Source organism: Pelomonas candidula, assembly GCF_043555985.1.
Classification (GTDB): Bacteria; Pseudomonadota; Gammaproteobacteria; order Burkholderiales; family Burkholderiaceae_C; genus Pelomonas; species Pelomonas candidula.
In genome coordinates this window covers 40,203-63,816 of sequence record NZ_JBIGIC010000004.1, presented here as the reverse complement: position 1 = coordinate 63,816, position 23,614 = coordinate 40,203, and the positions used below count along the sequence as shown (strand labels likewise).

Below are 23,614 nucleotides of genomic sequence, written 5' to 3'. Positions count from 1 at the left end.
CCATCGCCCGTGCATCTTGAGCTGTCTTCGGACAGCGCGATGAACGTGCGCGTTCGCGGCGGTTAGGTCCGGCCCGGCGCGTGAGGAGATGACATGAAACGCATGCTGATCAATGCGACGCAGCCGGAAGAGCGGCGCCTCGCAATCGTCGATGGCCAGAAGCTGCTGGACTTCGAGACCGAAATCGAAGGCCGCGAGCAGCGCAAGGGCAATATCTACAAGGCCGTCGTGACGCGCGTCGAGCCGTCGCTCGAAGCCTGCTTCGTCGACTACGGCGAGGACCGCCACGGCTTCCTGCCGTTCAAGGAAATCTCGCGCCAGTTCTTCCGCGAAGGCACCGACGTCAAGAACGCAACCATCAAGGACGCGATCAAGGAAGGCCAGGAACTGCTGGTCCAGGTCGAGAAGGAAGAGCGCGGCAACAAGGGCGCGGCGCTGACGACCTTCGTGTCGCTGGCCGGCCGCTACCTGGTGCTGATGCCCAACAACCCGCGCGGCGGTGGTGTGTCGCGCCGCATCGAGGGCGAGGACCGCGAGGAGCTGAAGGAAAACCTCGACCAGCTCGAGTATCCCAAGGGCATGTCCCTGATCGCCCGCACCGCCGGCATCGGCCGTTCCGCCGCCGAGCTGCAGTGGGACCTGAACTACATGCTCAAGCTCTGGACCGCCATCGACGAGGCGGCCAAGGGCGGCAAGGGTGCCTACCTGATCTACCAGGAATCCAGCCTGGTGATCCGCGCGATCCGCGACTACTTCACCGCCGACATCGGCGAGATCCTGATCGACACGGATGACCTGTTCGAGCAGGCCCACCAGTTCATGAACCACGTGATGCCCGACCAGGGCCATCGCGTGAAGCGCTACCGCGATGACGCGCCGCTGTTCAGCCGCTTCCAGATCGAGCACCAGATCGAGACGGCCCACAGCCGCACGGTGAACCTGCCCTCCGGCGGCGCCATCGTCATCGACCACACCGAAGCCCTCGTCTCTGTCGACGTCAACTCCGCCCGCGCCACGCGCGGCGGCGACATCGAAGAGACCGCCACCCGCACCAACCTCGAAGCAGCCGACGAGATCGCCCGCCAGATGCGCCTGCGCGACCTGGGCGGCCTGATCGTTGTCGACTTCATCGACATGGAGGAGAGCAAGAACCGCCGTGACGTGGAACAGCGCCTGCGCGATGCGCTGCGCAGCGACCGTGCCCGCGTGCAGTTCGCCTCCATCAGCAAGTTCGGCCTGCTGGAAATGAGCCGCCAGCGCCTGCGCCCGGCGCTCAGCGAAGGCAACCACATCACCTGCCCGCGCTGCAACGGCACCGGCCACATCCGCGACACCGAGTCGTCGGCGCTGCAGATCCTGCGCATGGTCCAGGAAGAGGCCATGAAGGACAACACCGCCGCCGTGCACGTGCAGGTGCCGGTGGAAGTCACGTCCTTCCTGCTGAACGAGAAGCGCACCGAAATCACCAAGATCGAGCTCAAGCAGCGCGTCACCGTGCTGCTGGTGCCCAACAAGCACCTCGAGACGCCGAACTACAAGCTGGAGCGCCTGCGCCACGACGACCCGCGCCTGGAAAACCTGCAGGCCAGCTACACGATGATCGACGAGCCGACCGACGAGGTCGGCATCACGCGCCGCGGCGACGTCGAGAAGAAGAACAAGCAGGAACCGGTCATCAAGGGCATCCTGCCCGAGCAGCCCGCCCCGGTCGCGGCGCCGGCGCCCGTCGTGGCCCCGCCGCCGCCCGCACCGGCGCCTGCGCCGCAAGTGGCCGCGCCGGCACCCAAGGGCTTCTTCAGCCGCCTGTTCGGGTTCCTGGCGGGTGGCAGCGCCCCCGCACCGGCACCGGTGCCGGCCGTCGAGGCACCCGCCCCGGCCGCCGCCGCGACCGACAAGCCCAAGCGCGAAGGTGGCCGTGACGGCCGCCGCGACGGTGGCCGCGATGGCCGCCGTGGCGACCGCAACGACCGTGGCGACAAGAACGGCCGCCGTGACGGCAAGCCGCAGGAAGCGCGCGGCGAACGAGGCGACCGCCCCGAGCGCGGTGACCGCAAGCCCCGCAACGAGAACGGCGACAAGCCCGAACAGCAGCAGCGCCCCGAGCGCGCGGAACGCCCCGAACGCGGTGAGCGCCAGGAGCGTGGCGAACGCGGCGAGCGCGGTGGTGACCGTGGTGAGCGCCGCCCGCGTGGAGAGCGCCAGGACAAGGCACCGGTCGAGGCCGCACTGCCGCTGGCCGCGCCGCTGACCGAAGACCAGGCCGCCATCCACGATGCGCCGCCCGCCTTTGTCGACAGCCAGGCCGAAGCCGGCCTGCCGCCGACGGGTGACACGCCGGTGGGCGAGGAGCGCCAGGGCCGTGGCCGCCGCCGCCGCCGCGGTGGCCGTGACCGCGCCGAAGACGGTACGACGACCGACGGCCAGGCCGCACCGGAAGGCGCCGCTGAAGCGCCCGCCGAGGCTGCTGGCGACGCCGCCGAAGCCGCCCCGGCCGCCGAAGGCGACGACACCGGCGAGGGCCAGGCGCGCGAGCGCAGCCGCCGCGGTGGCCGCAATCGCAACCGCAACCGCCGCGAAGAAGGTGGCGTCGACGGCCAGGAAGCGCCGGCTGGCGAGGAAGCCGCCGCACCGGTGCAGGGTTCGCTGATCGAGACCGCGATGGCCGGCGCCACTGCACCGGTCCAGGCCCCCGCTCCGGTCGTGGACGTGGTGGCGCCGCCCCCGCCCGCTCCGGCTCCCGCACCGGAAGCCGCACCGGCCCCGGTCGTCGAAGCCTTCAAGCTGCCGCTGGGCGAGTTGCAAGCCATCGCCGAAGGCGCCGGCCTGCAGTGGGTCAACTCCGACGCCGACAAGATCGCCGCCGCCCAGGCCGCCATCGCCGCCGAGCCCGCCCCGGCCCCGCTGGGCCGCGAGCCGGCTGCGGTCGTCATCGTCGACGAAGGCCCGCTGGTGCTGGTCGAGACCCGCAAGGACCTGAGCCAGGTGAAGCTGCCTTTCGAGGCCTGACCTCCGCACGCTCAACCGTGCCCGAACGCCGCCGGCCGCAAGCCGCGCGGCGTTTTTCTTTGCCGGTTGTGGGTCAGGGCTGCACGCAGCCGTGCACGGGGCCGGCCCTCTGTCGTGTGTTCAACCGACCGGAAAGCCGGCCGTGGGCCAAGCCCGCCGCGACGGCAGGAAGCCAGGCGCCGGGGCGCCCGCGCTCAGAACGTCTCCCAGTCCCCAGTGTCTGCGTCGGGCACGACGACCTTGGGAGGCGGTGGTGGGCTCACGCGGGCCGGTGCTGCTGCCGGACGGGCGACGGTCTTGACGGTGGCCGGGCGACTGGCTGCCGGCGCCTTCGGCGGTGACGCCGGCACGACGGCCTTCGGGCGGGGCGCGCGCTGCACGACGGCTGGGCCCGCGCCCGGCACGCGGAAGCTGCTGACCACCTCGGCCAGCTTGGTGGCCTGCTCGCGCAGGCTGATCGCGGCGGCGGCCGACTCCTCCACCAGCGCGGCGTTCTGCTGCGTCATCTGGTCCAGCTGGCTGATCGCGCCGTTGACCTGGGCGATGCCCGAACTCTGCTCGCCGCTGGCCACGCTGATCTCGCCAATGATGTCGGTGACCCGCTGCACGCTGGAGACGATCTCGCCCATGGTCTCGCCGGCCGTCGCCACCAGGCGCGAACCGGAGTCGACCTTCTCGACGCTGGTGTTGATCAGCGTCTTGATTTCCTTGGCGGCCTCGGCGCTGCGCTGCGCCAGGCTGCGCACTTCGCCGGCCACCACGGCGAAGCCGCGGCCCTGCTCCCCGGCACGAGCGGCCTCAACGGCCGCGTTCAGCGCCAGGATGTTGGTCTGGAAGGCGATGCCGTCGATGACCCCGATGATGTCGCTGATCTTCTTCGAGCTGGCGTTGATCTCATCCATCGTCGAGACGACCTGGGACACGACCTCGCCGCCGCGCCTGGCCACCGCCGTGGCGGAGCTCACGAGCTGGTTGGCCGTCGTGGCGGAGTCGGCGGTGTTGCGCACCGTGCTGGTCAGCTCCTCCATGCTGGAGGCCGTCTGCTGCAGGTTGCTAGCCGTCTGCTCGGTGCGACTGGACAGGTCGGTGTTGCCGGTCGCAATCTCGGTGGAGGCGGTGGCGATGCTGTCGGTGGCGCCGCGCACATTGCTCACCATGCGGGCCAGCGACGCGTTCATCTGGCCCAGCGCATTCAGCAGCTCGCCGAACTCGTCGTTGCGGTCGGCACTCATGCCGCGCGTCAGGTCGCCATCGGCGATGGCCTTGGCGAAATCGACCGCCGTCTGCAACGGCTGGCGAATGGCGCGGACCAACGCGGACGCCACGAACATGCCCAGGCCGATCACCACCAGCGCGCCGACGGCGCTCCACAGCAACAGGCCCTGCTGCGCCGCGGCGGCCGTCGCCTGGGCCTGCTCGTTCTTGTCCTTCTGCAGCTTGACGAACTCGTCGATGGCACCCAGATAGGCTGCCACCGAGGGCACGTATTCCTTCTGGATCACTTCCCTGGCGCCGGCCTGATCACCGGCTGCGCCGAGCTCCTTGGCCTTCTTGCTGGCCGCCAGCAGCACACCGCCGTTGGCCAGGACCTTCTTCAGCTGGGCCTGATCCGCCTCCGTCTTGGCCAGCCCGGTGATCTGCTCGCGCAGCTTGACGATGCGGGCCGTGTCGTTGGCCAGGTTTTCCTTGAACAGCTCGCCCACGCCCGGGTCGCTGCTGACCGCCGCCGCCATGCTGCGGGTCACGGCCGTCTCGGTCATGCCTTTCCAGACGGCCGATTTCTCGATCAGGTCATAGCTGGCGTTGACCGCCACCATCGCCTCGGAATACACACTGTTGACGCGCTTGAGCGTGATGCCGGAGATCAGCAGCATGGCCATCAGCAGCAACAGGATCGCGCCCCATAGCTTGCTCGAGACGCGCAGGTTGTTCAGGTTCATAGGTCTTGTCTCCATCAAACAGCGTCAGCCAGGACACCCGTGTCCGACCCGCGGATGGGCACCGACAGGCAGGACCTGGCCCCTCTTCATTGCCGCCAGCGGACCGATCCGGTGACTGCTGCCGAATCGTGTTGCGTCGGCCTGATCACTTTGTCACGCACCGTCCGTCGTGTCTCCACCGGCAAGCCCGTCGCGGGTGACATCGACGTGTTTTCGCGCAACAGTTCTCGGTTGGATCACCTCGCCCCGGTCGGCGTTGTTGGGCAGGCAGCACGCGCTTTTGCGCCGCGGCCACCCGCCGCCCCTTGAGATACGCTTCGCCCCTCATCGGACGCCGCCCGGCCACAAGCCGGCGGCGTCATCGCATCCAGCGCCCGACCCCGAGGCCCCATGACGACCACAGCCTTCCCAGACGCGGCCACCGCCGCAGCGCCCGCCGCGGCCAAGATGCCGCCGCAAGTCCCCTACATCATCGGCAACGAAGGATGCGAGCGCTTCAGCTTCTACGGCATGCGCAACATCCTGACGGTGTTCATGATGACCAGCCTGCTGCTGGCAGTGCCCGAGAGCCTGCGCAAGGCCGAGGCCAAGGAGGTGTTCCACACCTTCGTCATCGGCGTCTACTTCTTCCCGCTGCTGGGCGGCTGCCTGGCCGACCGCTTCTTCGGCAAGTACAACACCATCTTCTGGCTCAGCCTCGTCTACTGCGCCGGCCACGCCTGCCTGGCGATTTTCGAGAGCAGCATCCGCGGCTTCTACTTCGGCCTGTTCCTGATCTCGCTGGGCTCCGGCGGCATCAAGCCGCTGGTCAGCAGCTTCGTCGGCGACCAGTTCGACAAGAGCAACCGGTCGCTCGCGCTGAAGGTCTATGACGCCTTCTACTGGATCATCAACTTCGGCAGCTTCTTCGCATCGCTACTCATGCCCGTGGTGCTGAAGCAGTGGGGCGCCAGCGCCGCCTTCGGCCTGCCCGGCGTGCTGATGGCGCTGGCCACGCTGATCCTGTGGAGCGGCCGCCGCAAGTACGTGCACCAACCGGCGCGCGGCGCCAACCCGCACAACTTCCTGAAGGTGGTGTGGACGGCGCTGAAGGGCGGCGGCCCCGGCATGGGCGTCGCGGCGCTCGGCGTGCTGGGCGCGGCCTACAGCCTGAGCCAGATGGCCGGCCTGGGCTTCGTCCCCGCCGTGTGCCTGGCCCTGGTGCTGGTCATGCTGTTCGGCGGCATCGGCGCGGCGCTGCAACTGGAGCGCGCCCGCGGCGTGCATCCGGACGACGCGGTGGACGGCGTGCGCGCCGTGCTGCGCGTGCTGGTGCTGTTCGCCCTCGTCACGCCGTTCTGGTCGCTGTTCGACCAGAAGGCCTCGACCTGGGTGCTGCAGGCCGACCAGATGAGCAAGCCCGAATGGTTCCAGTCGTCCATGATGCAGGCGCTGAACCCGGCGCTGGTGATGATCCTCATCCCCTTCAACAACCTCGTGCTCTACCCGCTGATCGCGAAGGCGGGCCTGCGCGTGACGGCGCTGCGCCGCATGGGCATGGGCATCGCGCTGGCCGGCGCGGCCTGGATCGTGGCCGGCGTGCTGCAGCTGTGGCTGGACGGCGGCGAGGCGGTCAGCATCGTCTGGCAGATGCTGCCCTACGCGCTGCTGACGATGGGCGAGGTGCTGGTGTCGGCCACCGGGCTGGAGTTCGCCTACAGCCAGGCGCCGCTGTCCATGAAGGGCACCATCATGGCGTTCTGGAGCCTGTCGGTGACCATCGGCAACCTGTGGGTGCTGCTGTCCAACGTCAGCGTGAAGAGCCCGGCGGCGATGGAGGTCATCCACGCCACCGGCTACAGCGAGACCGCCTGCCTGATGTTCTTCTTCGCCGGCTTCGCCCTGGTGGCCGCCGCCCTGTTCGGGCTGGTGGCGCGGCGCTACCCGATGCAGGACCACTACCGCCATTGACGCGCTGGGGCGGCTCCGGTGAATAGCAACGTCAGTGACGCCGCCGTTCATCGGTAAGCTGCGACGGCCATGACCGACGCACGCCCGCCCCGCCCTTACGTCGACCCCACGCAGGTCGACCACAACGCGCCCCCTGCAGCCCCGGTGCCCGCCCCCGAGCCCGCGGCCTGGGAGCAGGCCTCGCACCAGCCGCGGCGCGCGCCGCGCCGGCCCGCGCGGCCGCCCAAGGTGCAGCGCACGGGTTATTTCAAGGCGCATTGGCGCGGCGAGCACAGCCTGGTGCGCGCCTACTGGGTCAACAGCTTCCTGGTCGCCACGCCGCTGGCCTTTGCACTGACCGGCCTGATGGGCTGGATCAGCGCCAAGGGCGACTCGCTGCAGGTCTTTGCCATCGTCCTGCTGATCGGCTTCCCGTTGCTGATGGCGCTGGATGTCTGGTGCATCGTCGGCGCGTGGCGCTCGGCGACGAACTATCTGCGCGAGCGGGGTTCCACGCTGTGGGGCTGGCTGGCACGCATCACGCTGGTGCTGAGCACGCTGCAGCTGGCCGTGTCGGTGTTGTTCGGCTTCCTGCCCGACGTCGGCGAGTTCTGGCAGATGGCGCGCGGCATCGACCCCATCGGCCAGGCCACGTTCAGCTTCTCCGCCGACGGCCGCAGCCTCAAGCTGGACGGCGTCATCGGCATGGGCGACGGCGAGCGGCTGAAGGCGCTGCTGGCCAGCGAGGCCGCGCGCAACCTGAAGCGCATCGACCTATCCTCCCCCGGCGGCCGCGTGCGCGAGGCCGAGCGCATGGTGGCCGCGCTGAAACAGCATGGCCACGAGGCCCGCGCCGTGGGCACCTGCGCCAGCGCCTGCACGCTGGTCTTCCTGGCCGGCAACCCGCGCCAGTTGGCACCCGACGGGCAGTTGGGCTTTCACCGCGCCTCGACGGGCACCTACAACCCGGTCTTCGAGGAACTGGCCAACCAGCAGCTGGCCAGGACCTACCAGGATCTAGGTCTGCCGCAGCCCATGATCGACAAGACGCTGAAGACGCCGTCGCGCAGCATCTGGTTCGTGCCGCGCGAGGAGCTGCAGTCGTATGCATTGATCGCGCCTTCGCCGCGCACGCTGGCCATCCCGCTGCCGCAGGCCGGCGCGCCGCTGGCCGACTTCGACGACGCGCTGCACATGCACCCGGTCTGGGAGGCGCTGGAGCGCCGCACCGCCGGCACGGTGGACGCGGTCGCCAAGCGCATGCTGGAGGCCCGCACATCCGGCGCCAGCGACGAGGACGTGCAGGCCGCGGCGCTGGCACCACTGGCCAGGCAGATGCCGACGCTGGTCAACGGCGCCGACCCGATCCTGCGGCGGCGCTACGTACAGCTCGTCAGCGAGCAGCTGAAGGCGCTGCGCACGCCGCCCAAGCCCGGCACACGGCCCGCCTGCCGCGACCTGCTGGACGGCCGTCTGGCCGTGCGCCAGCAACTGCCGCTGGAGACGCAGATCCGCGAGACGGAATGGCTGCTCGACGCAGCCAACAGTGCCCCGCCGCGCTGGCTGCCCAAGCCGCCCAGCGCCATCGAACTGGAGGTGCTGGACCGCACGGTGGGCTCGTCCGCGCTGGGCATGCTGTCGCACCTGTGGGCCGACACGCCCGAGGCGGCCGGCGGTGCCGGCGCCTCCTGCGAGCCCGTCATCGCGATGCTGGACCGCATGCCGGCCCAATCGCCCGCACGGCGCGAGCTGGCCGAGAAGCTGCTGTTCCAGACGGGGCGCTGAGGCCCGCGGCGGCAGCGCGCGGCATCCACACGGCGGCTCCGCGGGAAGGAGCCGTGCTGGAATGAACGGGCGCTCGGCGCCGCCGTTCACCGGCAACCATCGTCCGCGGTGAAATTTACCGGCGAGTCCCAACGACCCCTTGCGGTCGGGCCTCCTACGATGCGCCCGCCGCCAACAGGGCGGCTCCACAGGAGCTGATTTCGTGAACCTCGCTTTCCCGCTGCGCCCGACACTGCTCGGCGTTCTGTTCGGCTTCGGCCTCTCCGCCCAGGCCGCCCCCCGCGAGCCTGTCGCCATCAGCTTCGACACGACGCCGCGCGCCGGCCAGCACCAGCGCCAGTCGGTTGACCTGCTGGCCACGATGAAGATGCGTCTGGAGGCCGCGCCTGAAGCCACGGACGAGCAGCGCGCCAAGATCGCCCAGACCGCCGAGCGCATGAGCCAGACCGGGGCCATGAAGATGGCCATGCAGATGCAGCAGACCATGAAGGTCGACGCGGCCGATGCCGAGGGCTGGCTACCGCTGACCTTTGCCATGGACAGCAAGGGCGGCCAGGTGGAAGTCGGCGGCAAGACCGTGCCTCTGCCCAGCAACAAGGCGCTGGACATGCGCTTCGAAGCGCGCTTCAACCCCAAGGATTTCGCCGTCGACGTGAAGAAGTTCGACGGCCCGTCGCCCGATGTCAACGACACCCTGCTCAAGCAGGGCAGTGCCATGATCAGCGAGGCCCTGCAGCTGTCCAAGGCCCTCGCCCAGCATCCGCTGAAGGTCGGCGAAAGCGTGGACGTGCCGCTGGCCATCAACCTGCCCATTCCGATGCCCAGCGGCGCCGGTGCCATGCAGGGCACGGTGCACTACAAGCTGGTCCGCGTGGACAAGGGCGTGGCGTACTTCGACCTCGGCATGGACATGAAGATGACCGCCGGCGTGCCGCTGCCGGCCAAGCCCGATGCCGCCGCTTCAGCGGCTTCCGCGGCGTCGGCCCCCGACGCGCCGGCAGCCACGCCGCCAACCCTGCACATGGCCGTCAACGGCAGCGGCAAGGGCACCAGCTCGCTGCGCCTGGCCGACAACCTACAGCTGGCCAGCCGCCTGGCGATGGACATGAAGATGACGATGGACGGCCCCGACAACACCCGCATGCTGATGGACATGGACATGACGGTCCTGTCCAAGGGTGAATCGCTGGCCAAGCCGGTTATCGCCAAGGCACCGCTCAAGAAGAAGTCCTGAGCCGGAAGTCCTAGGCTTTCGTCGTCTCCACGACGACGAAGCTGACGGCGTAGTCGCTCTCGTCGCTGAGCGTCACCTGCCCGCTCAGGCCCCGCTCGGCCCACCAACCGGCCAACGCGCCACTCAGCTTCAGCATCGGCTTGCCGCTGGCCTCGTTGAGGATCTGGCAGTCGGGCATGCGCATCGGCAGGTGCAGCCCCAGGCCGATGGCTTTGCTGAAGGCCTCCTTGGCCGAGAAGCGCGTTGCCAGGTAGCGGATGCCACGGGTGTCGGAGCGCGCGCGCCGGGCGCGGAAGACCTGCAGTTCGTCGGGACCCAGCACCTTCTCGGCAAAGCGGTCACCGCGCCGCTGCAGCGCCTCGGCGATGCGCCGGATGTCGCAGATGTCGGTGCCGATGCCGTAGATCATTGGTAGGCGGTGGCGATGACGCGCTGGTAGGCCTTCACCGTCTCGGCGTAGCCCAGCTCCAGCGCGTCGGCAATCAGCGCGTGGCCGATGGACGCCTCCAGCACGCCCGGCACGTGGCGCAGGAACACGCTGAGGTTGTCGCGGTTCAGGTCGTGGCCGGCGTTGATGCCCAGCCCCACCTTCAGCGCGGCCTCGGCTGTGGCCGTGAAGCCGGCCAGCACGTCGGCCTGGCGCGCGGTGCCGAAAGCGCTGGCGAAGGTCTCGGTGTAGAGCTCGATGCGGTCCGCGCCCAGCTCGGCCACGGCGGCCATCGCGGCCGGGTTGGGGTCCATGAAGAGGCTGACGCGAACGCCCAGGTCCTGCGCCTCGCGGATCAGCGGCTTCAGGCGCTCTGCGTCCTGCGGCAGCGTCCAGCCGTGGTCGGACGTGAACTGGTCTTCCGAGTCCGGCACGAAGGTGACCTGGTGCGGGCGGTGCCTGCGCACGAAGTCCATCAGGTTCTGCGTCGGGTTGCCTTCGATGTTGAACTCGGCCTGCGACCAGTCCTTCAGGAAGGCGGCGAGGTCGTCCACGTCGCCGGGGCGGATGTGGCGGGCATCGGGACGCGGGTGCACGGTGATGCCCTGAGCGCCGGCCAGCAGGCATTGCTCGGCGGCGCGCAGCACGCTGGGAATCCCCAGGTGGCGCGTGTTGCGCAGCAGCGCGACCTTGTTGACGTTGACTGACAGCGCGCAGCGGGCGCCGGCGTGGGCTAATGGGTTCATGTGTCGAGCAGGTTCTGCACGTCGACCATGAGGGCCCGCGTGCGCAGCGGCTGATGGCCGAGATGGTAGTGGAGCAGCCCGCGCAACGTCGTCTTCAGGCCTTGCGGCTCTGCCGCGCAGGCCTGGCGCAGCGCGGCCATGCTGCCGTGCAGCAGCGCCGCCTGCAGCTGGACCAGCAGCGCGCCGGGCAGGCCGGCCTCGCCGGCGGGCGGGACGACGCCGGACTCGGGCGACAGCTGGTAGCGGCGCTCCGGATCGACAGGTGCCTGCGTCGGCGTGACGAGACTGAGGTCGGGCAGCAGGCCCAGCTCGGCCAGCAGCTTGAGCTCGAAGGCGCGCAACACCTCGTCGCCCTCGGCCAGATGGGCAAGCGTGTCGGCATAGGCATCGAAGAGCTGCGGATGCGGGTCGTGGCGGGCCAGCAGCTTCAGCAGCAACTCGTTGAGGTAGTAGCCGGAAAACAGCGCGGCCCCTGCAGGCAGGGTCGCGCCGCCGCCCCACTCGGCGCTGCGCAGCGTCTGCACCTCGCCGCCGTCGGCCTTGGCCGGCTTGCTCAGCGACACCGCGATGCGCTGCAGCGGCAGCAGCACGGCACGCAGCTGAGAGTACGGCCGCTTGGCGCCCTTGGCGGCGACGGCGACGCGGCCGGATTCGCGGGTGAACAGGTCGAGGATGAGGCTGGTCTCGCTCCAGTCGTGCTGGTGCAGCACGTAGGCCTGCTGGACGGCAGGCGGGCGCGTCAGCCGCATCTCGCGCTACTCGTAACCGTAGGAGCGCAGATGCTCTTCCGTGTCCGCCCAGCCCGAGCGCACCTTGACCCACAGCTCCAGGAACACGCGGCCGTCCATCAGGTGCTCCAGCTCCTGGCGCGACTCGGAGCCGATGCGCTTCAGGCGCTCGCCGCCCTGACCGATGATCATGCCCTTGTGGGCATCGCGCTCGACGACGATGCTGGCGCTGATGCGGCGCAGCTCGCCCTCCTCTTCCCACTTGTCGATGACGACGGTGGACGTGTAGGGCAGCTCGTCGCCGGTCAGGCGGAACAGCTTCTCGCGGATGATTTCGCTGGCCAGGAACTTCTCGCTGCGGTCGGTCAGCGCATCCTCTTCGTAGAACCAGCCCTGCTCCGGCAGATAAGGCTTGAGGATCTTGAAGAGGCGTGTGACATCGGCCTCCTTCTTGGCCGACAGCGGCACGAACTCGGCGAAGTTGCGGCGCTCCTGCATGCCCTTGAGCCACGGCGCCAGCTCGGCGCGGCGGTGCACAGCGTCGAGCTTGTTGGCGATCAGCACGACCGGCTTGTCCTCGGGCAGCAGGCCCAGCACCTTGGCGTCATCCAGGCCGAAACGACCCGCCTCGACGACGAACAGCACCAGGTCCACGTCGGCGAGCACGCCGTGCACGGTGCGGTTCAGCGTGCGGTTCAGCGCGGCGTTGTGCTTGGTCTGGAAGCCGGGCGTGTCGACGAACACGAACTGCGCTTCGTCGACGGTGCGCACGCCGGTGATGCGGTGGCGCGTGGTCTGCGCCTTGTCGGACGTGATGCTGACCTTCTGGCCCACGAGGGCGTTCAGCAGCGTGGACTTGCCGACGTTGGGCCGGCCGACGATGGCGATGAGGCCACAACGTTGAGCGGACGGCTGCGGGACTTCGGGGGCGGGCTTCGTGGGCTCGGTCATGGTTTGCCTCGTTCGGCGGTCAATCGGTCCAGCAGGCGGCGGGCGGCCTCCTGTTCGGCGGCGCGGCGCGAGCGGCCCTCGCCCAGTTCGGCCACATCCAGCGCCGGCACCGCGCACTCGACCTCGAAGGTCTGCGCATGGGCCTGGCCGCGCGTGGCGACGATGCGGTAGCTGGGCACGGCGATGCGGCGGGCCTGCAGCCATTCCTGCAGCGCGGTCTTGGCGTCCTTGCCGAAGTCGCCGGCGCTCGCCGCCGTCGAGATGGTCTCGCCGAGCAGCCGGCGCACGATGGCCAGTGCGGTCTCGTAGCCGGCGTCCTGGTAGGCAGCACCCAGCACGGCCTCGACGGCATCGGCCAGGATGGAAGGCCTGTGCGCGCCACCACCGCGTGCCTCGCCGTCGGACATCTTCAGCACGGCCGGCAGGCCCAGCGTCAGGCCGAGCTTGTGCAGGCTGTCCTCGCGCACGAGGTGGGCGCGCACGCGCGTCAGGTCGCCCTCGTCGGAGCCGGCGTAGCGCTCGTACAGCAGGCTGGACACGGCCAGGCTCAGCACGGCGTCGCCGAGGAATTCGAGGCGCTCGTTGTGGTCGGCGCCGTAGCTGCGGTGCGTCAGCGCCCTCACCAACAGTTCGGGCCGCTGGAAGCGGTGGCCGAGTCGTTGTTGCAGGTTGTCGAGAGCGGCGGCGTTCATCGTCGGGGCGCCAGCATGAGCACGGTCAATGCGATTTGCCCCGGTACTTGATCAGCAGGTAGACGGGGCCGAAGACGTCGATTTCCTTGTCCCAGGCGAACTCGATGACGACCTTGTCGTTGCCGTCCTTGCTGATGACGAGGTCACTGCTCCTGATGCTCTGGATGGAGTACTCGACCTGCGTGGCGCGGTCGAACTGGCTGCGGGCCTCCGGCACGGTCGCCGGGTTGCCGGCGGCGATGCGGTCGACGACGCGCTGCACGGTGATGTACTCCAGCACGGTCGGGAAGACCTTCATGCCCACCACCGCCACGCAGGCGATGACGGCGCCCCAGAACAGCAGACCGATGAGGCTCAGGCCACGCTGGCGGGAGGAGGAGGAGGACTGTGAACGATGGCTGCAACTCATCTGGGCATCAATCGAAGAAGGTACCGATGCGCTTGAGGTTACCGAAATTCATCCAGACCAAGAAGGCCTTGCCCACAATGTTCTCGTCGGGCACGAAGCCCCAGAAGCGCGAGTCGCGCGAGTTGTCGCGGTTGTCGCCCATCATGAAGTAGTGGCCAGCTGGCACCTTGCAGGTCACGCCCTCGATCGTGTAGCGGCAGTTTTCCTGGAAAGGGAACGGGCCGTCGGCGCGGTCCGGATGGAAGAACCGCTGGGCATCCGGCTGCACGAGGATCTGGTGCGACTTCTCGCCCAGCTTCTCCGTGAAGCGAGGGCGATAGACGCGAGGCGTGCCGCTGTCATCGTAGAAGTTGTCGACCGGCGTCGTCGGCTGCAGCTGGCCGTTGATGTAGAGCTTCTGGTTGACGTACGTCACTTCGTCACCCGGGATGCCGACGACGCGCTTGATGAAGTCGGTCGTCGGGTCCTCGGGATAGCGGAAGACCATCACGTCGCCGCGCTGCACGTCGTGGTTGGCGATGATCTTCTTGTTCAGCACCGGCAGGCGGATGCCGTAGTGGAACTTGTTGACGAGGATGAGGTCGCCCACCAGCAGCGTCGGCACCATGGAGCCGGACGGGATCTTGAACGGCTCGAACAGGAAGCTGCGCAGCAGGAAGACGACCAGGATCACCGGGAACAGGCCGGCGGTCCAGTCCAGCCACCAGGGCTGCTGCAGGATCTGCTGGCGCGCGGGCTCGATGTCGCCGTCCACGCGGGCAATGCCCTGGGCGGCCAGCGTCTCGCGGCGCTTGGCGTCGTTGTCGACGAGGTTCTGCGCCGCCGCGCGACGGGCCGGCGCGAAGTAAAAGCGCTCGGCCAGCCAGTACAGCATCGTGACCGCGGTCAGCACGAACAGCAGCAGTGCGAAGTTGCCGCTCCAGCGGCCGACGTACCAGCCGCCGAGATAGGCCACCAGGGCCGCGTACAAAACGCCGGTCAGGGCGCTCATCGAGGAGGTTTTCAAGGCGGGAGGTTCCGGCTGTGGAAAGGGGTCAGTCGTCGACTTGCAGGATGGCGAGGAAGGCTTCTTGAGGCACCTCGACCGAGCCGATCTGCTTCATGCGCTTCTTGCCGGCCTTTTGCTTTTCCAGCAGCTTGCGCTTGCGGGTGATGTCGCCGCCATAGCATTTTGCCAGCACGTTCTTGCGCAGCGCCTTGATGTTCTCGCGGGCGATGATGTTGGCGCCGATGGCCGCCTGGATGGCCACGTCGTACATCTGGCGCGGGATCTGCTCGCGCATCTTGGCGGCCACGCCGCGGCCGCGGTACTGGCTCTGGCTGCGGTGCACGATCATGGCCAGCGGGTCGACCTTGTCGCCGTTGATCATGATGTCGACCTTGACGACATCGGCCGCGCGGTATTCCTTGAACTCGTAGTCCATGGACGCGTAGCCGCGCGACGCGCTCTTCAGCTTGTCGAAGAAGTCCAGCACGATCTCGGCCAGCGGAATCTCGTAGGTCAGCATGACCTGCTTGCCGTGGTAGGCCATGTTGAGCTGGACACCGCGCTTCTGGTTGGCCAGCGTCATGACGACGCCGACGTAGTCCTGCGGCATGTAGAGGTGCACCGTGACGATGGGTTCGCGGATCTCGCGCATGCGACCCACGTCGGGCATCTTGGACGGGTTCTCGACCTGGATGACCTCGCCGTCGTTCAACTCCACCTCGTAGATGACGCTGGGCGCGGTCGTGACGAGGTCCTGGTCGAACTCACGCTCCAGCCGCTCCTGCACGATCTCCATGTGCAGCAGGCCCAGGAAGCCGCAGCGGAAGCCGAAGCCCAGCGCCTGGCTGACCTCGGGCTCGTAGCGCAGCGAGGAGTCGTTGAGGCTGAGCTTCTCCAGCGCGTCGCGCAACTGGTCGTACTCGCTGGCCTCGGTCGGGTACAGACCCGCGAACACCTGCGGCTGGATCTCCTTGAAGCCAGGCAGCGCCTCGGTCGCCGGGCCGGCGTTGTTGGGCAGCTTCTTTTCCAGCGTGACGGTGTCGCCCACCTTGGCTGCGGCCAGCTCCTTGATGCCGCAGATGATGAAGCCCACCTCGCCGGCCTTGAGCGCGTCGCGGTTCTCGCTCTTGGGCGTGAACACGCCCAGGTGCTCGATGGGATAGACCGAGTTGGTCGCCATCATGCGGATGCGCTCGCCCTTGCGCAGTTCGCCGTCCACCACGCGCACCAGCATGACAACGCCGACATAGTTGTCGAACCAGGCGTCGATGATCATCGCGCGCGGCGGCGCGTCGGGAATGCCCTTGGGCGGCGGCATCCTGGCGATGACGGCTTCGAGGATCTCGTCGATGCCCATGCCGGTCTTGGCCGAGCAGGGGATGGCGGCGTCAGCGTCGATGCCGATAACGTCCTCGATCTCGGCCTTGGCGTTGTCGGGGTCAGCGGACGGCAGGTCCATCTTGTTCAGCACCGGCACGACCTCGACGCCGAGGTCCAGCGCCGTGTAGCAGTTCGCCACCGTCTGCGCTTCGACGCCCTGCGACGCGTCGACCACCAGCAGCGCGCCCTCGCAGGCCGACAGCGAGCGGCTGACTTCGTACGAGAAGTCCACATGCCCCGGCGTATCGATGAGGTTCAGGTTGTAGACCTGGCCGTCCTTGGCCTTGTACTGCAGGGCTGCCGTCTGCGCCTTGATCGTGATGCCGCGCTCGCGTTCCAGGTCCATCGAGTCCAGCACCTGGGCTTCCATCTCGCGATCACTGAGGCCCCCGCAGCGCTGGATGATGCGGTCGGCCAGCGTGCTCTTGCCGTGGTCGATGTGGGCAATGATGGAGAAGTTGCGGATGTGGTTCATGGGGGCGGCGGCGCTGCAGAAGCATCAACGGCGACGCCGTTGGAGGCGCCTCAGAAGCGCAGCGATGTGAGGGCGCGGGAGCGCCGTGTCTCAGGGTAGAGGCAGGTAAAAAAAAGGCACGTCGAAGAGGCGACGTGCCTTCCAACAAAAGGTATGGCAACTGCTTGTTGGGCTTTCATTGTAGCCAAAAGGGTCGGCCGGGAAGCCGCACCAGCATTGGTTTTCCGCCCGTTGCAGGCCACCAACAAGGATTTTTAACCACAGCTTATCCACAAGTTCTTGTGGATCGCCTGTGGATCAAATCTGGTCGTTGCCGGCAGCCCACGATTGCATCGCCAAACACCCCTAGCGGAGGGACGTCTTGTCTCGATTTTAGCGGCCCGCGCGAACAATCCCGGGTCGTTCAAAAAAGTTAGCCGGCGCCAACTTTCAGAAACGGTGGACAACATTTGGCGCCGCCCGCCGCCGGCTTGCCGCATCGCGGAAAGCCCCAGCGGGCGGCCCTGTTTTCCTCAGGGCTTGGCGGCCGGCTTGAGCAACACGAAGCTGGTGACGTCCTCCCGGCGCACGACGAGATTCATCGGCTTGGCCTTGTCGGCCTTGGCGATCTGAGCCTGAAAGACCTTCACCGACGACACCTCCACGTTGTCGATGGACAGGATGAGGTCGCCCTCGCGCAGGCCCGCCTTGGCGGCGGCACCAGTGGCGCTGTCGACCTTGACGCCGGATTTGAGCTTCAGCTCCTTGCGTTGCGCCTCGGTCAGCTCCGACACCTTCAGCCCCAGCGCTGCACTCGGCGTGACGGCCGGTGCGGGCCCCTTGTCCTCGTCGCTGTCACTGCCGGGCTTCTTGCTGCGCTCGTCTTCGCCGATGGTGACGACGATGTCCTTGGTCGCGCCGCGGCGGAACACCGTCAGCGTCGTCTTGGAGCCGGGCTTCACGGCCGCCACCAGTCGGCGCAGGTCGGCAGCCTTGTCCACCGTCTTGCCGTCGACCTTGGTGACGACGTCGCCGCCCTCCACGCCCGCCTTCTCGGCGGGGCTCCCGGCGACGACCTGGCGGATCACCGCGCCCTGCGGCTTGCCCAGCCCGATCGCCTCGGCGATCTCCTTCGTGATGTCGTCAGGCAGCACGCCCAGGTAGCCACGCACGACGCGGCCGCCGGCGCGCAGTTCGTCGGACACACGGATCGCGTCGGCGATGGGGATCGCGAACGAGATGCCCATGTAGCCGCCGTTCTGGCTGTAGATCTGCGAGTTGATGCCGATGACCTCGCCGCGCATGTTGACCAGCGGGCCGCCGGAGTTGCCGGGGTTGATGGCCACGTCGGTCTGGATCAGCGGCAACAGATCACCGGTGTCGCGCTGCTTGGCGCTGATGATGCCAGCCGTCACGGTGTTCTCGAGGCCGAACGGTGAGCCGATGGCCATGACCCATTCGCCGACCTTGGCCTTGTTGCTGTCGCCGACCTTGACGACCGGCAGGCCCGTGGCCTCGACCTTCACGACGGCCACGTCGGAGCGCTGGTCGGCGCCGATGATCTTGGCCTTGAGTTCGCGCTTGTCGGTGAGCGTGACGATGACCTCATCGGCGCCCTGCACGACGTGGGCGTTGGTCAGCACATAGCCGTCGGCGCTGAGGATGAAACCGGAGCCGACGCCGCGGCGCGTCGGGCCGTCGTCGTCGGGCGTGCCGCCGCGCGGTGCGCCCCGACGCTGGTTGGGCACGGGGATGCCGAAGCGGCGGAAGAACTCCTGCATCTGCTCGTTCATCTCGGCCTGGCCTTCAGGTGCCTTGACCTTCTCCGCCGTGCGGATGTTGACGACCGCCGGCCCCACGCGTTCGACCAGTTCGCTGAAGTCCGGCAGCTCACGCGGCTGGGCGACGGCCGGTGCATGGCCAAGGGCGAGCGCAAGGGCCAGCGCGGTGCCCGACAAAAGCAGGCGCGCGCGCGCGGGAGGAAGGCGGTTCTCAGCGTGCATAGAAGATTCCAGATTCAACGGGCAGCGAAAGATGGGAGTTTCAGGGCGCGGGGTGGGACGCCGCCTGGTCGGGCAGCGACAGCCCCCAGTCGATGATCTCCGGCGATGCCTGGACAGGCAAGCCGGACTCTGGAGCCGCGCCCCAGCCCGGCAGCGTACGGCCTGCGGCCGTCTGCGCAAAGCTCAGGCCGCTAAGCCCCTGCAAGCGCGGTGTTGCGAACGGTCCAGCGGCCGCCACGGTCGCATCATCAGGCCCGGCTGGCGGCCGCAGCGCACCCACACCGAGGGCCACGGCGACGAAGCCGGCTGCGACGGCGAAGGGCGCAAACCAATCGCGACGGCGTCGCTGCCCGGCAGCGGGCGCGGGCATCTGTGTGTGCAGCGCGTCGAGCAAGGCCTGGGGCTCGCGGTGCAACGCCGGCAGTTCGGCCGAGCGCAGGCCATCACCCACGGCATGCCATAGCGCCCAGCGCTCGCGAAGCGCCGGGTCGGCAGACCAGGCGGCGTTCACCAGCGCCCATTCGGCCGGTGTGGCACGGCCATCCATGACGGCGGACAAGGCCTGGTCCAGCGTGCTGTCGGGGGCCGTGCTCATCGCCAGCCTCCACCGGCCAGCAGCGGCCGCAGCCGAGCGGCCAAGGCCTCGCGGGCGCGGAAGATGCGCGAACGCACGGTGCCCGGCGGGCAGTCCATCAAGTCGGCGATCTCTTCGTAGCTCAAGCCATCCACCTCTCGCAGCAGTAACGCCCGGCGTTGTTCCTCCACCAGGCCTTCGACCGCCTCGTTCAGACCCACGGCCAGTTGGCGGCTGGCGAGCAGGGCTTCGGGGGTCGCATCGTCGGTTGGAGCGGCCTCGGTGCCGAAAGTTCCCTCGTCATCGTCCAGGGATTCCACGGGGCGATGACGCCCACGATGGCGCTGCGCCGCGTTGACCGCGATGCGGTAGAGCCAGGTGTAGAAGGCGCTATCGCCGCGGAAGGCCGGCAGCGCGCGGTAGGCGGCCAGGAAGGTCTCCTGGCACAGGTCGGCCACATCGGCGGGATCGCGCACGCTGCGCGACAGCAGGCGCTCGACACGACGCTGGTACTTCAGCACCAGCATGTCGAAAGCAGCGCGGCTGCCGGCCTGCGCCTCGCGGACCAGCAGTGCGTCGGCGTCCGCACTCATCGCTGCACCGCAGCGGCGACCGCCGAGAACAGGGTCGCCCGCAGCGCGCCCCAGTGCGCCGCCTGCTGGTGCCGGGCCAGCGGCAACCAGCGTGGCCCCGGGGTGGCGCGCAACAGCAGCCAGGCATCGAGATCGATCAGCACGGCCAGTTGGACAGCGGTTTCGTCATCACGGCCGGGTTCGGTCAGCCACCACGCCTGGCCATCCCAGCGCAACCGGCGCGGCAGCACGACGGCCGCACGCCAGGCATAGGTGGCGATGGCCGGCACGGCCAGCCATGCCGGCCAGAAGAATTCGCGGTGGCTGACGGCCCAGCCAGCGAGCCCGGCTGCGGCGAGAACGGCAATGCCGGCCACGCTGGCCTGGATCAGCCGCTGGGGCCGCAAATGCACGACGACGGGCGGCGTGCGACGCATCGCCTGCCCGCGAGGCTCAGACGCGCTTGAAGATCAGCGTGCCGTTGGTGCCGCCGAAGCCGAAGTTGTTCTTGGCAGCGACGTCGATCTTCATCGGCCGCGCCTCGTTGGCGCAGTAGTCCAGGTCGCACTCGGGGTCCTGGTTGAAGATGTTGATCGTCGGCGGGGCGACCTGGTCGCGAATGGCCAGCGCCGTGAAGACCGACTCGATGCCGCCCGCGCCGCCCAGCAGGTGGCCGGTCATGGACTTGGTCGAGCTGACGACCATCTGCTTCGCGTGGTCGCCGAAGGCGAGCTTGATCGCGTTGGTCTCGTTGGAGTCACCCAGCGGCGTGGAGGTGCCGTGTGCGTTCATGTACTGGACCTGGTCGGGGTTCAGACCGGCGTTGCGCAGCGCCGCGCGCATGGAGCGCTTGGGGCCGTCGACGTTGGGCGCGGTCATGTGGTACGCGTCCGCCCCCATGCCGAAGCCGGCCAGTTCGCAGTAGATCTTGGCGCCGCGCTTCTTGGCGTGTTCGTACTCTTCGAGCACCAGCACGCCGGCGCCCTCGCCCAGCACGAAGCCGTCGCGGTCCTTGTCCCAGGGGCGGGACGCGGTCGCGGGGTCGTCGTTGCGGGTGGACAGCGCGCGGGCCGAGGCGAAACCGCCGATGCCCAGCGCCGACACCGCGCCTTCGGCGCCGCCCGCGACCATCACGTCGGCATCGCCGTACTCGATGAGGCGGCCGGCTTCACCGATCGCGTGCAGGCCCGTGGTGCAGGCCGTCACGATCGCCAGGTTGGGGCCCTGGAAGCCGAAATTGATGGAGACGTGGCCCGAGATCATGTTGATGATCGAGGCCGGGATGAAGAACGGCGAGATGCGGCGCGGGCCGCGGTTCATGTACTCGGTATGGGTGTCCTCGATCAGCGGCAGGCCGCCGATGCCGGAACCCACGAGCACGCCGATGCGCTCGGCCTGTTCTTCGGTCAGTTGATCGCCGGTGGGAATACCGGAGTCACGCACCGCCTGGAACGCCGCCGCCAGCCCGTAATGGATGAAGTTATCCATGTGCCGGGCTTCCTTGGCGGGGATGTAGTCCTCGATGTTGAAGCCCTTGACCTCACCCGCGAAATGGCACGCCAGGTTGCTGGCGTCGAAGCGGGTGATGGTGGCGATGCCGGAACGTCCGGCGAGGATATTGGCCCAACCTTCGGCAACGCTGTTGCCGACGGGACTGATGAGGCCAAGACCGGTGACGACGACACGGCGACGGGTCATGCGGTGCGGATCAGGGATCAGAGTTGCGAGAAAGGGAAGGCGCTCAGGCCTTCTGGTGCTTGACGGCGTAGTCGATCGCCAGCTGCACGGTGGTGATCTTCTCGGCCTCTTCGTCCGGGATCTCGATGCCGAACTCGTCCTCGAGGGCCATCACCAGTTCCACCGTGTCCAGGGAATCGGCGCCCAGGTCGGCGACGAATGCCTTCTCGTTCGTGACGTCGGCTTCAGCCACGCCCAGTTGCTCGGCAATGATCTTTTTGACTCGTGCTTCGATATCGCTCATGACACTCCTCCAGGAGGGGTTTGCAGAAAACAGCCCAGCATTCTACGGGCTCTAGAGTTGCGCCCCTAAGTCGGGGGCCCAAGGGGGTCGGGAAGGCCGCTCGGACAGGCCGTCAGGCCATGTACATGCCGCCGTTGACGTGCAGCTCCGTGCCCGTGATGTACGCACCACCGGGCGAGGCCAGGAAGGCGACCGCCGCGGCGATTTCCTCCGGGGCGCCGAGGCGACCCAGCGGGATCTGCGCCAGCAACGCGGTCTTCTGCGCTTCGGGCAGGACCTCGGTCATGTCGGTGGCGATGAAGCCCGGTGCGACGCAGTTGACGGTGATGCCGCGGCTGCCCAGTTCGCGGGCCAGCGAGCGGGTCAGGCCGGCCACGCCGGCTTTGGCGGCGGCGTAGTTGGCCTGGCCGGCATTGCCGGAGGCACCGACGACGGACGTGATGTTGATGATGCGGCCGGAGCGCTGCTTCATCATCGGCTTGGTCGCCGCACGGGCGAGGCGGAACACGGCCTTGAGGTTGGTGTCCAGCACGGCGTCCCAGTCCTCGTCCTTCAGGCGCATGGACAACATGTCGCGCGTGATGCCGGCGTTGTTGACGAGCACATGCAGGCCACCTTCCTTGGCGACGATCTCGTCGACGGCGGACTGGACAGCGGCACCATCGGTCACGTTCAGCACGATGCCGCGGCCACCATGGGCTGCCAGCGCCTCGGTGATGCCGGCGGCGCCGGACTCGGACGTGGCGGTGCCGACGACGCGCCAGCCGGCCTGGGCCAGGTTCAACGCAATGGCGCGGCCGATGCCGCGGCTGGCGCCAGTGACGAGGGCGACACCCAACGATGCAGATTCAGTCATGGATTCAGCCTCCGAGGAGGGCACGGGCCTCGGCCAGCGAGGCGGGGTCGAAGACGCAGGCAGCCTGCAGCTCGGCGTCGATGCGCTTGGCCATGCCGGTCAGCACCTTGCCGGGGCCGGCCTCGATGACGTGACCGATGCCACGGGCCTTCAGCGCCTGCACAACCTCGACCCAGCGCACCGGGCCGAAGGCCTGGCGGTACAGCGCGTCGCGCAGCGCGTCGGCGTTGTCCGTGACGGCCACGTCGATGTTGTTGATGACGGGGAAGGCGGCAGCCTGGAACTGCACGGAGGCCAGCTTTTCCTTCAGCCGCTCGGCGGCCGGCTTCATCAGGCTGGAGTGGAACGGCGCAGACACCGGCAGCGGCAGCGCGCGCTTGGCGCCGGAGGCCTTCAGGATCTCGGCAGCCTTCTCGGCACCGGCCTTGCTGCCGGCGATGACGGTCTGCTTGGGGTCGTTGAAGTTGACGGCCTCGATGGCCTCGCCCGTCTCGGCGGCGGCCTGCGCGCAACCGGCGCGCACGGCTTCGCCGTCCAGACCCAGGATGGCGTACATCGCGCCGACACCGACCGGCACGGCCTCCTGCATGGCCTGCGCACGGAAGCGCACCAGCGGCAGCGCGTCGGCCAGGCTCAGCGCGCCGGCGGCGACCAGCGCCGTGTACTCGCCCAGCGAGTGACCAGCCGCCGCAACGGGCGTCGCGCCGGTCTCGGCGACGAAGGCGCGCCAGCAGGCGATGCCGGCCGTCAGCATGACGGGCTGGGTGTTGGTCGTCAGGTCCAGCTGGTCCTTGGGGCCGGCATGGATCAGCGCGGCGATGTCCTCGCCGAGCGCGGCGGAGGCTTCTTCGAGCGTGCGGCGGACTTCAGGATGGTCGGCGAAGGCGTCGAGCATGCCGACGGCCTGCGAGCCTTGTCCGGGGAAGACAACGGCGAAAGGTGCAGTCATGGAATTCAGG

The 23,614-nt window shown here is 68.5% G+C and carries 21 protein-coding genes; 4 read left to right on the top strand and 17 right to left on the bottom strand.

What is annotated here, in order from left to right:
- Positions 1-93 precede the first annotated feature (93 nt).
- A complete protein-coding gene (locus tag ACG04R_RS09110; RefSeq protein WP_394408484.1) occupies positions 94-3,006 on the top strand; it encodes an Rne/Rng family ribonuclease in 2,913 nt (970 codons plus the stop codon).
- A gap of 194 nt (positions 3,007-3,200) precedes the next feature.
- On the opposite strand, the gene ACG04R_RS09105 is transcribed toward ACG04R_RS09110, so the two are convergent.
- Entirely contained in the window at positions 3,201-4,946 is a 1,746-nt protein-coding gene (locus tag ACG04R_RS09105) for a methyl-accepting chemotaxis protein (protein ID WP_394408481.1), read from the bottom strand.
- 390 nt (positions 4,947-5,336) lie between these two features.
- Here ACG04R_RS09105 and ACG04R_RS09100 point away from each other — a divergent pair, with 390 nt between their 5' ends.
- The 3 genes from ACG04R_RS09100 (at position 5,337) to ACG04R_RS09090 (ending at position 9,894) form a co-directional block, all read left to right on the top strand.
- On the top strand, positions 5,337-6,896 hold the full coding sequence (locus tag ACG04R_RS09100; protein ID WP_394408478.1) for a POT-type proton-dependent oligopeptide transporter: 1,560 nt from the start codon (positions 5,337-5,339) through the stop codon (positions 6,894-6,896).
- Between the two features lie 69 nt (positions 6,897-6,965).
- Positions 6,966-8,660, top strand: a complete 1,695-nt coding sequence (locus ACG04R_RS09095) for a COG3904 family protein (protein WP_394408475.1) — start codon at positions 6,966-6,968, stop codon at positions 8,658-8,660.
- A gap of 202 nt (positions 8,661-8,862) precedes the next feature.
- Positions 8,863-9,894 (top strand): hypothetical protein, encoded by a 1,032-nt coding sequence (locus ACG04R_RS09090; protein WP_394408472.1) that lies wholly within the window; start codon positions 8,863-8,865, stop codon positions 9,892-9,894.
- A gap of 10 nt (positions 9,895-9,904) precedes the next feature.
- Here ACG04R_RS09090 and acpS read toward each other — a convergent pair whose 3' ends face one another.
- The 16 genes from acpS to fabD all read right to left on the bottom strand — a co-directional run bounded on the left by acpS (position 9,905) and on the right by fabD (position 23,604).
- Positions 9,905-10,303 carry a holo-ACP synthase gene (gene acpS / locus ACG04R_RS09085; RefSeq protein WP_394408469.1) on the bottom strand — a complete coding sequence of 133 codons (399 nt, stop codon included), beginning with the start codon at positions 10,301-10,303 and terminating at the stop codon, positions 9,905-9,907.
- Complete coding sequence (locus tag ACG04R_RS09080) at positions 10,300-11,067, bottom strand: pyridoxine 5'-phosphate synthase (RefSeq protein ID WP_394408465.1); 768 nt, start codon at positions 11,065-11,067, stop codon at positions 10,300-10,302. Before ACG04R_RS09080 ends, acpS begins: the two co-directional genes overlap by 4 nt.
- A complete protein-coding gene (recO, locus tag ACG04R_RS09075) occupies positions 11,064-11,816 on the bottom strand; it encodes a DNA repair protein RecO (RefSeq protein ID WP_394408463.1) in 753 nt (250 codons plus the stop codon). The genes ACG04R_RS09080 and recO overlap by 4 nt, the downstream gene beginning before the upstream one ends.
- A 6-nt stretch (positions 11,817-11,822) precedes the next feature.
- The gene (era, locus tag ACG04R_RS09070; protein ID WP_394408461.1) at positions 11,823-12,746 is read right to left on the bottom strand and encodes a GTPase Era; all 924 of its coding nucleotides are present in this window, start codon (positions 12,744-12,746) and stop codon (positions 11,823-11,825) included.
- Positions 12,743-13,438 carry a ribonuclease III gene (gene rnc, locus ACG04R_RS09065; protein WP_394408458.1) on the bottom strand — a complete coding sequence of 232 codons (696 nt, stop codon included), beginning with the start codon at positions 13,436-13,438 and terminating at the stop codon, positions 12,743-12,745. Before rnc ends, era begins: the two co-directional genes overlap by 4 nt.
- A 25-nt stretch (positions 13,439-13,463) precedes the next feature.
- Entirely contained in the window at positions 13,464-13,847 is a 384-nt protein-coding gene (locus ACG04R_RS09060) for a DUF4845 domain-containing protein (protein WP_394408455.1), read from the bottom strand.
- A 7-nt stretch (positions 13,848-13,854) separates the two neighbouring features.
- The gene (lepB, locus tag ACG04R_RS09055; RefSeq protein ID WP_394408452.1) at positions 13,855-14,838 is read right to left on the bottom strand and encodes a signal peptidase I; all 984 of its coding nucleotides are present in this window, start codon (positions 14,836-14,838) and stop codon (positions 13,855-13,857) included.
- A 43-nt stretch (positions 14,839-14,881) separates the two neighbouring features.
- Positions 14,882-16,690, bottom strand: coding sequence for a translation elongation factor 4 (gene lepA / locus ACG04R_RS09050; RefSeq protein WP_394408449.1), 1,809 nt, complete (start codon positions 16,688-16,690; stop codon positions 14,882-14,884).
- 512 nt (positions 16,691-17,202) lie between these two features.
- Positions 17,203-18,672, bottom strand: coding sequence for a DegQ family serine endoprotease (locus ACG04R_RS09045; protein ID WP_394408446.1), 1,470 nt, complete (start codon positions 18,670-18,672; stop codon positions 17,203-17,205).
- A 40-nt stretch (positions 18,673-18,712) separates the two neighbouring features.
- Positions 18,713-19,267: an RseA family anti-sigma factor gene (locus ACG04R_RS09040; RefSeq protein ID WP_394408443.1), complete on the bottom strand. Its 555-nt coding sequence runs from the start codon at positions 19,265-19,267 to the stop codon at positions 18,713-18,715.
- A complete protein-coding gene (locus tag ACG04R_RS09035; RefSeq protein ID WP_394408440.1) occupies positions 19,264-19,839 on the bottom strand; it encodes a sigma-70 family RNA polymerase sigma factor in 576 nt (191 codons plus the stop codon). Before ACG04R_RS09035 ends, ACG04R_RS09040 begins: the two co-directional genes overlap by 4 nt.
- A complete protein-coding gene (locus ACG04R_RS09030; protein ID WP_394408437.1) occupies positions 19,836-20,255 on the bottom strand; it encodes a hypothetical protein in 420 nt (139 codons plus the stop codon). Before ACG04R_RS09030 ends, ACG04R_RS09035 begins: the two co-directional genes overlap by 4 nt.
- A gap of 16 nt (positions 20,256-20,271) precedes the next feature.
- Positions 20,272-21,516: a beta-ketoacyl-ACP synthase II gene (gene fabF, locus ACG04R_RS09025; protein WP_394408434.1), complete on the bottom strand. Its 1,245-nt coding sequence runs from the start codon at positions 21,514-21,516 to the stop codon at positions 20,272-20,274.
- 43 nt (positions 21,517-21,559) lie between these two features.
- Positions 21,560-21,799, bottom strand: a complete 240-nt coding sequence (acpP, locus tag ACG04R_RS09020) for an acyl carrier protein (protein WP_056204266.1) — start codon at positions 21,797-21,799, stop codon at positions 21,560-21,562.
- Between the two features lie 112 nt (positions 21,800-21,911).
- On the bottom strand, positions 21,912-22,655 hold the full coding sequence (gene fabG, locus ACG04R_RS09015; protein WP_394408431.1) for a 3-oxoacyl-ACP reductase FabG: 744 nt from the start codon (positions 22,653-22,655) through the stop codon (positions 21,912-21,914).
- Positions 22,656-22,659: 4 nt separating this feature from the next.
- Positions 22,660-23,604 (bottom strand): ACP S-malonyltransferase, encoded by a 945-nt coding sequence (fabD, locus tag ACG04R_RS09010; protein WP_394408428.1) that lies wholly within the window; start codon positions 23,602-23,604, stop codon positions 22,660-22,662.
- Positions 23,605-23,614 lie beyond the last annotated feature (10 nt).

Coding starts and splice junctions, on each gene's coding strand:
- era (WP_394408461.1), bottom strand. CDS start 12,746: ATGACCGAGCCCACGAAGCCCGCCCCCGAAGTCCCGCAGCCGTCCGCT.
- recO (WP_394408463.1), bottom strand. CDS start 11,816: ATGCGGCTGACGCGCCCGCCTGCCGTCCAGCAGGCCTACGTGCTGCAC.
- ACG04R_RS09030 (WP_394408437.1), bottom strand. CDS start 20,255: ATGCGTCGCACGCCGCCCGTCGTCGTGCATTTGCGGCCCCAGCGGCTG.
- ACG04R_RS09105 (WP_394408481.1), bottom strand. CDS start 4,946: ATGAACCTGAACAACCTGCGCGTCTCGAGCAAGCTATGGGGCGCGATC.
- ACG04R_RS09080 (WP_394408465.1), bottom strand. CDS start 11,067: ATGAACCCATTAGCCCACGCCGGCGCCCGCTGCGCGCTGTCAGTCAAC.
- lepB (WP_394408452.1), bottom strand. CDS start 14,838: ATGAGCGCCCTGACCGGCGTTTTGTACGCGGCCCTGGTGGCCTATCTC.
- acpP (WP_056204266.1), bottom strand. CDS start 21,799: ATGAGCGATATCGAAGCACGAGTCAAAAAGATCATTGCCGAGCAACTG.
- ACG04R_RS09110 (WP_394408484.1), top strand. CDS start 94: ATGAAACGCATGCTGATCAATGCGACGCAGCCGGAAGAGCGGCGCCTC.
- ACG04R_RS09060 (WP_394408455.1), bottom strand. CDS start 13,847: ATGAGTTGCAGCCATCGTTCACAGTCCTCCTCCTCCTCCCGCCAGCGT.
- lepA (WP_394408449.1), bottom strand. CDS start 16,690: ATGAACCACATCCGCAACTTCTCCATCATTGCCCACATCGACCACGGC.
- fabF (WP_394408434.1), bottom strand. CDS start 21,516: ATGACCCGTCGCCGTGTCGTCGTCACCGGTCTTGGCCTCATCAGTCCC.
- ACG04R_RS09100 (WP_394408478.1), top strand. CDS start 5,337: ATGACGACCACAGCCTTCCCAGACGCGGCCACCGCCGCAGCGCCCGCC.
- ACG04R_RS09035 (WP_394408440.1), bottom strand. CDS start 19,839: ATGAGTGCGGACGCCGACGCACTGCTGGTCCGCGAGGCGCAGGCCGGC.
- fabD (WP_394408428.1), bottom strand. CDS start 23,604: ATGACTGCACCTTTCGCCGTTGTCTTCCCCGGACAAGGCTCGCAGGCC.
- acpS (WP_394408469.1), bottom strand. CDS start 10,303: ATGATCTACGGCATCGGCACCGACATCTGCGACATCCGGCGCATCGCC.
- ACG04R_RS09045 (WP_394408446.1), bottom strand. CDS start 18,672: ATGCACGCTGAGAACCGCCTTCCTCCCGCGCGCGCGCGCCTGCTTTTG.
- ACG04R_RS09095 (WP_394408475.1), top strand. CDS start 6,966: ATGACCGACGCACGCCCGCCCCGCCCTTACGTCGACCCCACGCAGGTC.
- fabG (WP_394408431.1), bottom strand. CDS start 22,655: ATGACTGAATCTGCATCGTTGGGTGTCGCCCTCGTCACTGGCGCCAGC.
- ACG04R_RS09040 (WP_394408443.1), bottom strand. CDS start 19,267: ATGAGCACGGCCCCCGACAGCACGCTGGACCAGGCCTTGTCCGCCGTC.
- rnc (WP_394408458.1), bottom strand. CDS start 13,438: ATGAACGCCGCCGCTCTCGACAACCTGCAACAACGACTCGGCCACCGC.